This is a genomic window from Chamaesiphon sp. OTE_75_metabat_556, assembly GCF_031378165.1.
Lineage (GTDB): Bacteria > Cyanobacteriota > Cyanobacteriia > Cyanobacteriales > Chamaesiphonaceae > Chamaesiphon.
On the sequence record NZ_JANNDR010000154.1, the window covers coordinates 1 to 9340 of the forward strand.

At 46.1% G+C, this 9340-nt stretch carries 9 protein-coding genes; 8 read left to right on the forward strand and 1 reads right to left on the reverse strand.

Annotation, left to right across the window (positions count from 1 at the left end):
• The first annotated feature begins 606 nt into the window (after positions 1 to 606).
• The 5 genes from RMO27_RS06495 to pstB all read left to right on the forward strand — a co-directional run bounded on the left by RMO27_RS06495 (position 607) and on the right by pstB (position 6118).
• Positions 607 to 2106, forward strand: a complete 1500-nt coding sequence (locus tag RMO27_RS06495; RefSeq protein ID WP_309730741.1) for an alpha-amylase — start codon at positions 607 to 609, stop codon at positions 2104 to 2106.
• A 254-nt stretch (positions 2107 to 2360) separates the two neighbouring features.
• Positions 2361 to 3386 carry a phosphate ABC transporter substrate-binding protein PstS gene (gene pstS / locus RMO27_RS06500; protein WP_309730746.1) on the forward strand — a complete coding sequence of 342 codons (1026 nt, stop codon included), beginning with the start codon at positions 2361 to 2363 and terminating at the stop codon, positions 3384 to 3386.
• A gap of 14 nt (positions 3387 to 3400) precedes the next feature.
• Positions 3401 to 4384: a phosphate ABC transporter permease subunit PstC gene (gene pstC, locus RMO27_RS06505; protein ID WP_309730749.1), complete on the forward strand. Its 984-nt coding sequence runs from the start codon at positions 3401 to 3403 to the stop codon at positions 4382 to 4384.
• Between the two features lie 2 nt (positions 4385 to 4386).
• Entirely contained in the window at positions 4387 to 5253 is an 867-nt protein-coding gene (gene pstA, locus RMO27_RS06510; RefSeq protein ID WP_309730751.1) for a phosphate ABC transporter permease PstA, read from the forward strand.
• 91 nt (positions 5254 to 5344) lie between these two features.
• Positions 5345 to 6118 (forward strand): phosphate ABC transporter ATP-binding protein PstB, encoded by a 774-nt coding sequence (gene pstB / locus RMO27_RS06515; protein WP_396133629.1) that lies wholly within the window; start codon positions 5345 to 5347, stop codon positions 6116 to 6118.
• A gap of 97 nt (positions 6119 to 6215) precedes the next feature.
• Here pstB and RMO27_RS06520 read toward each other — a convergent pair whose 3' ends face one another.
• The gene (locus tag RMO27_RS06520) at positions 6216 to 6749 is read right to left on the reverse strand and encodes a 3'-5' exonuclease (protein WP_309730755.1); all 534 of its coding nucleotides are present in this window, start codon (positions 6747 to 6749) and stop codon (positions 6216 to 6218) included.
• Between the two features lie 325 nt (positions 6750 to 7074).
• Between RMO27_RS06520 and RMO27_RS06525 the strand changes: the two genes are divergently transcribed.
• The 3 genes from RMO27_RS06525 to RMO27_RS06535 all read left to right on the forward strand — a co-directional run.
• Positions 7075 to 8349 (forward strand): response regulator, encoded by a 1275-nt coding sequence (locus RMO27_RS06525; protein ID WP_309730757.1) that lies wholly within the window; start codon positions 7075 to 7077, stop codon positions 8347 to 8349.
• Positions 8350 to 8437: 88 nt separating this feature from the next.
• Positions 8438 to 8800: a response regulator gene (locus RMO27_RS06530; protein WP_309730759.1), complete on the forward strand. Its 363-nt coding sequence runs from the start codon at positions 8438 to 8440 to the stop codon at positions 8798 to 8800.
• A gap of 176 nt (positions 8801 to 8976) precedes the next feature.
• Positions 8977 to 9340 (forward strand): chemotaxis protein CheW (locus RMO27_RS06535; protein ID WP_309730761.1); only part of this gene is annotated, 364 nt, incomplete at its 3' end.

The window sequence follows — 9340 nt, forward strand, 5'->3', positions numbered from 1 at the left end:
ATGTTACCAGCGGCGACCATGGCGGCAAGTGCGTCTAACTGACCGGTGCTCAGGTATTGACCTTGAGCGTCTGCTTGGGCGACTACTTTGGAGAATCCGTCTAACATATTATTTAATCCTGTTTGCGTTTAATAGTTTCGAGCGTGCAGACTTATCGATCCTGTGGAGCACTCAACGCGCAACATAGCTTCATAAATTCGAGCAAGCTCTCATAAATTATAACCAGTTTTTGATAACTGCCGTCGAGCTGCAACTTAAGTAACTATGACTACCGATGATCTTAAGTTTATACAACTTTACGCGAGTCATTATTTGTTTAGACTGAGATTTGTCACAAACGTTAATAATCTCTCTGTGTCGAGCTTCTGACTCAGCAGCTAGGTATCATAGTGACACCACTTTCGATCGATCTTCACCCAAAATTGATCGCCTGCTAGCGAGATCGAGATCGCGCCAGTCTTATACCAGATCGAGTCAACAAGGCGAGAATCGATTTTGGCTAGTGGCTCTCATAATCGATCGCCCAGCTCATCGAGCGGTATTGGCGTGAGCTAAGATTCGAGGGTTCGATTGTAAATGTCATCAATATTGTTGAAGAGTGAATTCATGTCAAATCCTAACGGCGTAATGATGCAGTACTTCCATTGGTATTTACCGCCAGATGGCAGCCTGTGGACGCAACTAGCCCGCGATGCCCACGATCTCGCGGCTGCGGGTTTTACAGCACTATGGTTGCCACCCGCTTATAAAGGAAGTAACGGTAGTAATGATGTGGGTTATGCGGTCTACGATCTATTCGACCTGGGTGAATTTGACCAAAAAGGATCGATCGCGACCAAGTACGGTACTAAAGCTGAGTATGTAGATGCGATCGAGTGCGCTCATGCGGCCGGAATTGAGATCTATGCTGATATCGTCCTCAATCATCGGCTGGGTGCGGATGCCCAAGAAGAATTTGAAGCAACTCCCCTCGATCCCAATAACCGCTGGCAACCGATCGATGCCTATCAAAAAATCGAAGGTTGGACGCACTTTACTTTCCCCGGTCGTCAAGGTAAATACTCGAAGATGGAATGGCATTGGTGGCACTTTGACGCGATCGATTACAACGTCTACAACCAAAATCAAAAGGCTGTTTATTTAATCAAAGATAAGACTTTCGATCGGCATGTCGATGCTGAGAAAGGTAATTTTGATTACTTGATGGGTTGCGATCTCGACATGGATCATCCCGAGGTATTAGGCGAGCTAAACTATTGGGGTGAATGGTATTTGGATACTACCAAAATTGATGGTTTGCGGCTGGATGCGGTCAAGCATATCGAGGCGAGATTCTTTTATGATTGGCTCAAGCATCTCAATAACCACGCTAAAAAAGATGTGTTTACCGTTGGTGAATACTGGTCTTATGACGTTGATGACCTCAATTATTTCGTCGCGGCGACTGAAGGTAAAATTCATCTGTTTGATGCACCTTTGCATAACAACTTTCATGTTGCTAGCGTGAGCGGCTGCAATTATGACCTGCGCCAGATCTTCGATCGCACGTTAATCTGTAATCAACCCACATTAGCCGTCACCTTTGTCGAAAATCATGATTCGCAACCGCTCCAATCGCTCGAATCAGTAGTTGAAAATTGGTTTAAACCGCTGGCTTATGCCTTGATTTTACTGCGCGAAGCTGGTTATCCGTGCGTATTTTATGGTGATTATTATGGATGTAATTATCGCGATCGCGGCCGAGATGGCCAAGAATATGACATTTGTCTGACAAATCATCGCCCGATCCTCGATCAACTGCTGTATGCCCGCCGCCACTTTGCTTATGGCGTTCAGCACGATTATTTCGACCATGCCAATACTGTCGGCTGGACGCGATTGGGCAATGCCGAGCATCCCGATAGTATGGCTGTAGTTATGGGCAATGGCACACCTGGCACTAAATGGATGAATGTCGGCAAACCACATACTACCTATATCGATTTCACCAAAACGATCGAGACCCCAGTAATGACGAATGCTGAGGGTTGGGGTGAATTTGGCACACAGGGTGGCTCTGTTTCCGTCTGGATACCAGCGAAATCACTCGGCTTGCATCCTCATTAAATACTCTGAAATCAACGCGATCGATCTCATTTTCTTAACTAATAGATATCAATATTTTTCGATCGGTTATCAAGCTTAATCTATGGCTACCCAGAGTTTAATCAATCGTTAACCTAACGATAATCAATGATTGGGTGTGGTTGCGCTAAGATGCTCCTGATATCAAAAAAAGTCAACAATCTGCATAACTGCGATCGTTAAAACTTGTAACTTTGAAATCGCTGTATTCCCAACAAAATCAACAACATATACCCATGTTATTCACTAATTTCGGTCGGCTTACCACTCTTACCGCTGTCGCAGTATCAGTTTTTGGCACTCAATTTGCCGCACTAGCCGATGTTACCCTCAGTGGTGCTGGAGCAACTTTTCCGCAGCCCTTGTATGAGAGATATGCGCGGGAAATTCGTAAAGCTCACCCGGATATCAAGATTAACTATCAAGGGATTGGTAGTGGTGGTGGGATCAAACAAACGATCTCGGGTACTGTAGATTTTGGGGCGAGCGATGCGGCGATGACCGATGGCGAAATGGCCAAAGTCAAAGGTGGCGTCCTGTTAATTCCGACTGCTGGCGGTGCGGTATCGGTCGTCTACAACTTACCTGGCGTCAAAGGTCTCAAGCTCTCTAACAAAGTCCTCGGTGGCATTTTTGAAGGTAAAATCACGACTTGGAACGATCCGCAAATCGTCCAAGACAACAAAAGTTTGAGCTTACCCAGCGGCGCGATCAAACCAGTCGTTAGAGCTGATGGTAGCGGTACGGCATTTATCTTTACCAATCATGTCAGTGCTGTTAGTCCAGAATTTAAAGCCGCAGTTGGTGCGAGCAAAGAACCAAAATGGCCGTCGGGTTTCTTAAAAGGTAAAGGCAATCCTGGGGTTGCTGGTTTGGTCAAGCAAACTCCTGGTAGTATTGGCTTCGTGGAATATGAGTTTGGCATTAAAAATGGCCTCAGTGCTGCTGCCGTGCAAAATGGTAGCGGTAAATATGTCTCACCATCACTCAAATCTGCCAACCAAGCTTTGGCTGACGTCCAGTTTCCCGAAAATTTCCGCGCCTTTGATGTCAATTCGACTCAAGGTTATCCGATTGTCGGTTTGACTTGGTTATTGATTCCCAAAAGCCAGAAAAATCCGGCTAAAGCCCAAGCAATCAAAACAATGGTCAAATGGATTTTGACTAGCGGCCAACAATTAAACGACGATCTCAACTACACTTCCATTCCTAGCAGTGTCGCCGCACGCGCGATCGAAGCTGTGGAAGCTGGCGTGAAATAACTTAAATCAAACAAATGTCATCTCCTCACAACGTGTCAGTGACTATGCCTACCGAAAATGACTTAGGTAGGCACAGTCGCCCTTCTAAGCACAACTTAACCGATCTCTTATTTCGTTATCTGATGTATGCAGCTAGCGGCGTATCGATCGGCATTCTCGTCTTAATGGGCTGGAAGATTCTCGAACATGCCGCCCCCGCACTCAAACAGTTTGGGGTCGGGTTTTTATTCAATCGCGAGTGGAATGTCCCCGACCTGAAGTTTGGCGCCCTGCCGCTGATTTATGGCACGCTAGGGAGTAGTTTCATCGCCCTGCTCGTCGCAATTCCCGTGGGCTTGGCGGTTGCACTCATCACCAGTGAGGATTTGCTACCCCAATGGTTGCGATCAAGTGTGGCCTTTACGATCGAATTAATTGCCGCGATTCCCAGTGTAATTTTTGGTTTATGGGGCTTTTATACCCTTGTGCCACTGATTCGGCCGGTGCAAGAATTTCTCCATGCTAAATTCGGGAACATTCCGTTGTTTAGCACCGAACCATCGGGCTTCGGCCTCTTGACAGCGGGAATGTTGCTGGCAATTATGATTCTGCCGACATTGGCAGCAGTCAGTCGGGAAGTATTGCTCGTCGTCCCTGGTTATCTGCGGACGGGTTCGATGGCACTTGGAGCCACCCGCTGGGAAACAATTTTTCGAGTAGTCCTACCCAAAGCATTTTCGGGAATCGTGGGTGGGGTAATGCTGGCACTGGGACGAGCCTTCGGTGAGACGATGGCCGTGACGATGGTGATCGGGAATGCCACAACGATCAGCCCATCTTTATTCGAGCCAGCTTATTCAATTCCAGCGATCCTCGCCAACCAATTTGCCGAGGCACAAGAAGATATCCATGTCGGCGCGCTGACCTATTTGGTGCTGATCCTGTTCGTGCTAACGTTGGCTGTCAATATCGGCGCGCTCGGCTTAGTCAGATTGGTAGAGCGGGGTGAAAAATCATAATTATGAACTATTCTAGACCGACTAAATTAAAGACACCACTATCGCCGCTGCGAACTTTCTTCGATCGGGGGATGACCGCGTTGGCTTTGGGGCTGACACTGTTCGGGGTATTACCACTCATTTCCGTGTTGTGGAATATCATCTCCAAAGGATTGCCAGGTTTGACAGCGACGATGTTTACCAAATCGATCATCGAGGATGGTTTTGCCAATGCGATCGTCGGTACCTTAATTATGGTGGCGATTGGTGCTGTGCTGAGTATTCCGATCGGCGTCGCGACGGGGATTTATTTGGCCGAATATGCACCCACGAGCAAAATCAATCGCACCATTAGATTTTTGACGACGATTTTGACGGGAGTTCCCTCGATCGTGGTGGGGATTTTTACCTATGATGTGATCGTATTAGTCAGCAAGCAGCTCTTTGATTTTAGTTACAGCGCGATCGCTGGCGGTGTCAGTCTCGCCATTATCATGCTGCCAATTATTGCCTTAACCACCGAAGAAGTTCTAAAATTAGTCCCGACCGCTTTTCGGCTAGCCGCATTTGGCTTGGGTGCTACTCGCTTCCAAACGATCGCGCGCATAATTTTACCGAGCGCGCTACCGGCGATCTCGACGGGGATATTACTTGCCCTCGCACGCGCCAGTGGCGAAACAGCACCGTTATTATTTACCGCTTTATTCGCTCAAGATTGGGCCGAAAATCTTCAGAGTCCGACGGGATCTTTGCCCGTGCTCATTTTTAATTTATATAACGATCCCGATCCAGTTAAAAATCAATTAGTATGGACGGCGTCTTTATTTTTATTAGGCATAGTTTTAGCAATTAATTTACCAACGAAGCTACTATCGATGAGCCGTAGATAGTCCAGCAGTTGTTCGATTAACTATCACAGCGATCGCTAATTTTTAGATTCAAACTTTTTATATGCGCGAAATCAAACACCCCAGCCAACCAATGGACGTGGCGATCCAAGTCAATAATCTCAGCTTCTTTTATGGTGCTGTCAGAGCCTTGGAGAGTATCAACATGAGTATTTTTGAAAATCATGTGACGGCAATTATTGGACCTTCTGGTTGTGGTAAATCGACATTCATCAAAGCCCTCAATCGGATCGGCGAACTTGAAGGTAAAATCAAAACTGAAGGCGAAGTCCAGTTATACGGACAAGATATCTATCATCCGCAAATTAATCTCAATCAATTGCGGAGACAAGTCGGGATGGTCTTCCAAAAGCCCAATCCGTTTCCGATGAGCATTTATGAAAATGTGGCTTATGGTGTCAAAATTGGCGAAGATAAAGTCCCCAGAGCCGAACTCGATCATGTCGTCGAATCGGCACTCCAAGGTGCTGCCCTGTGGACGGAAGTCAAAGATAAACTCCACAAATCGGCATTGGGATTGTCTGGCGGACAACAGCAACGATTGTGTATTGCCAGGGCTTTGGCCGTCAAGCCCAAAGTATTGCTGATGGACGAACCGTGCTCGGCCTTAGATCCGATCGCGACTAATAAAATTGAAGATCTCTTGCATAGTCTCCGCAACGATCTGACGATCGCGATCGTCACGCATAATATGCAACAAGCAGCCCGAATTTCCGACTATACAGCTTTTTTTAGTACGGATGAAAGTCGGATCGGTCGGATGGTCGAATTTGGCGAAACCAAGCAGATTTTTTCATTCCCAGTCGATACTCGGACTAATGATTATGTATCCGGTCGGTTTGGTTGATTAAAATTACCAAATTACTCGATCAGTTGTGCAGAACACTTCCCCAGCAGCGGGAAGTGTTTTTTCGTGGTAAACTCCGAGCCTGTCACTGGTCAGATTAGACGGCAGCCGCGATCGCAATCTCGGCACAAGCGCGGGCATCGGATAGAGCCTGATGGTGATTGAGGTTGATGTTGAGATAGTTACAGACATCTGGGAGCTTGGTGGGATAGAGATTCCACCGCTCGCGGGCGAGGGCGACGGTACAGATAAACCTTTGTTTGGGTTGGGGAATCTGATACAGATCGCAACAGGCATAGAGTACGCGCCGATCGAAACTGGCATTGTGCGCCACTAGCGCATCGGCAGTTTCAATCCTGGTGGAAATTTGCGTCCAGACTTGTTTGAAAGTAGGAGCCTGAGCGACATCTGCCCAGATGATGCCATGAATCCGCGTGAATTCAAATTGGTAGGAGGGGGGACGAATCAAGAAGATTTCTTCATGGACGATCGTGTTATTTTCAATCTGAACTATGCCCAAAGCACAAGCACTATTGGGATTGCGGTTGGCAGTCTCAAAATCGATCGCGACTAATTTCACGGTTTTACCTTGGCGATAGTAGATCTGCTGGGAAATGAGCGGTGATAGCAAGCAGGCTTAAACATTTTAACAGTCGATCGTTGACAGCGTTGTGTTGACAGTAGGGATTTACACCACAATCCTGACAGTTGAGGTGCGCGATCCTCAGCTTTGCTATTGCTGGATATCGCGATCGCCAATTTTTGGCAATGAGGTTATTTAGGAAATGTCACTTTTGCGATCTAAGTGGGGAAATATAAGAATGACATGCAGTAACGTCAATGATCGATTCTGTATCTTATAGACGGCTGTATTTCAGCCCCCAAAAGGATCTAGTCTCAATTGTGATATTTTTCTGCTTTTGCAAATTAAGTCCACTAAGCTATGAGTTCGAGCCATGAATCAGGGTTCTAGCAGCGTTGCTGATACCGAGAGAACACTAAACCCCATCAAGTTATTAGAACAGTTAGCTACTTCCCAAGCTAAAGGTTGCGTGCGAATTGTTGCCAACGACATTACTTGGTTGCTGTATTTTTACGAGGGTAAACTATTTTATGCCAATCACTCACTCGATCCGATCGAGCGACTAGAACAACATTTGCGCCGACTTAGCCCAACGATCTTAGCTAATCAGGTTTACACCGATTTGCGAGAGCAGTTAAAAGAAGCTAATTTAGAGGCGACTTATCCGAGTTTGGATTACCAAGCAATTCGCTGGTTGATCGCCCAAGGGCATATCACCGAACAGACGGCGGGTACCCTCGTCAAAAGTATCTCTAAAGAAGTACTGCAATCTTATTTATTGATTACTTACGGTACCAGTGAGTTGATCTCGCGAGATGCTTCATTCCCGATTTGGTGGAGTGGTAACTTCTTGTTTGTGACTAAAGAATGCCAGACAGAGTTACATGCTTGGCAAGCCTTACAACCAGCGATTCAATCACCATATCAACGTCCTTATCTGATGAACGTCGAGCACCCATTGCTGACGCCAGATGTCAAGGCTAAGTTGAGCAAAATCTTGATTGGATTTAGCTTTAGGCAGTTATCTTTACTGCTCAAGCAAGACGAATTGACAGTTGCCAACAACCTCCATCGACTGATCAATAACAAGATTGTCGGCTTGCGTGCGCCGCAACCGCCATTCGATCGACTGCACAAGCTGTATCTAGCAGGCATGGATCGCGATCGCTTTAACGAGCAAGATCAATCTGTCTCGGCCACCCTCGCATCGGTTGCTGAAAAAACTGGTGCGCTGATCCCGCCGGCGACTGGCGAACTGCTCGACGAACAAGCTACTTATAAAATTGCTTGTGTCGATGATAGTCCGACCATTTTGCGCGAAATCAATCGCTTTTTAGATGGCGATAGCTTCAAGGTGTTTCCAATCGTCGATTCGGGGACAGCTTTGATGAAGATTATTCGGATCAATCCCGACATTATCTTATTAGATGTGGGGATGCCGACGATCGATGGGTACAAGCTTTGCTCCATGCTGCGCAAGCATCCTGCCTTCAAAAAAACACCAATTGTGATGGTAACGGGAAATACTGGCATTATCGACAGAGCCAAAGCCAAAATGGCTGGCTCGACTGATTATATGACCAAACCGTTTACGCAAGCAGGGTTAATCGATATGGTCTCGAAACATTTAATGGCAGAACATCAATAGCTTAATTAAAAATCAGATATTACTGCCAGTAAATCAGATAAGCAACAAATTTAGATTAGACTACATATTCAAAAGGGAAAAAGCGCAAATGGTTAAGATTTTAGTTGTTGAAGATACGCCGTCCGAAATGAAATTAATGACTCTGTATCTCAAGGATAATGGTTATCAAGTCATCTCGACTGATAATGCCAAAGATGGCTTGGCGATGGTTGACAAAGAGAAGCCAGACCTCGTGATTACCGATGTCGTTATGGAAGGGATGAACGGGTTTGAATTTTGCCGGACATTGAAAAAGAACCCCGAAACTGAAAAAATTCCCGTGATTGCTTGTACTTCTCGTAGTCAAGATTTGGATAAAATCTGGGGCAAAAAACAAGGCGTCGATGTCTATGTGACCAAACCTTATTCCCAAGAAGATATTATTAACGCTGTTAAATCGGTTTTTAATTAAATTAGTGAATAGTGAATAGTGAATAGTGAATAGTGAATTGTGAAATTTACGGTCGGCAAGTTAAATCTCCGCTATTTATTAGTTCTTAATCCCTATCCACTAGCCACTAGCCACTGTCTTAATTCGCCAAACAGTCGGGTTTCCCGACGAGCGCAATTCGCTATCCACTCACATCTATGACTATTACCGCATCAACTCCACGATCGACTGCTACGACTGGCGATATGTTCTTGAAATTTCAGCTCGATCGGCAAACGTCGGCCGTCGTGCCCATGCTGCAAACTCAAGAAGCGATCGTCTTGCCAGCCGGGCGCATTTCGGTAATTCCCAACTTACCAGCACCAGTACTCGGCTTGTTTAACCGGCGCAGTAGTCTGTTGTGGCTGGTCGATCTCCCCGAAATTTTGGGGTTGGAGTCGATCGACAAACATGCCCATAGTTTTGATGTGGTACTGCTCAAAGTTAACAATATTCCACTGGCAGTAGCAGTGAGATCGATTCAGGGGGTAGTCCGGTTTGCCCATGAAGAGATTGAATCGC

What these genes read in the sequence shown, in the direction of transcription:
- RMO27_RS06525 (WP_309730757.1), top strand. Translation starts at nt 7,075, where the DNA reads ATGAATCAGGGTTCTAGCAGCGTTGCTGATACCGAGAGAACACTAAAC.
- pstB (WP_396133629.1), top strand. Translation starts at nt 5,345, where the DNA reads ATGGACGTGGCGATCCAAGTCAATAATCTCAGCTTCTTTTATGGTGCT.
- pstC (WP_309730749.1), top strand. Translation starts at nt 3,401, where the DNA reads ATGTCATCTCCTCACAACGTGTCAGTGACTATGCCTACCGAAAATGAC.
- RMO27_RS06530 (WP_309730759.1), top strand. Translation starts at nt 8,438, where the DNA reads ATGGTTAAGATTTTAGTTGTTGAAGATACGCCGTCCGAAATGAAATTA.
- pstS (WP_309730746.1), top strand. Translation starts at nt 2,361, where the DNA reads ATGTTATTCACTAATTTCGGTCGGCTTACCACTCTTACCGCTGTCGCA.
- RMO27_RS06495 (WP_309730741.1), top strand. Translation starts at nt 607, where the DNA reads ATGTCAAATCCTAACGGCGTAATGATGCAGTACTTCCATTGGTATTTA.
- pstA (WP_309730751.1), top strand. Translation starts at nt 4,387, where the DNA reads ATGAACTATTCTAGACCGACTAAATTAAAGACACCACTATCGCCGCTG.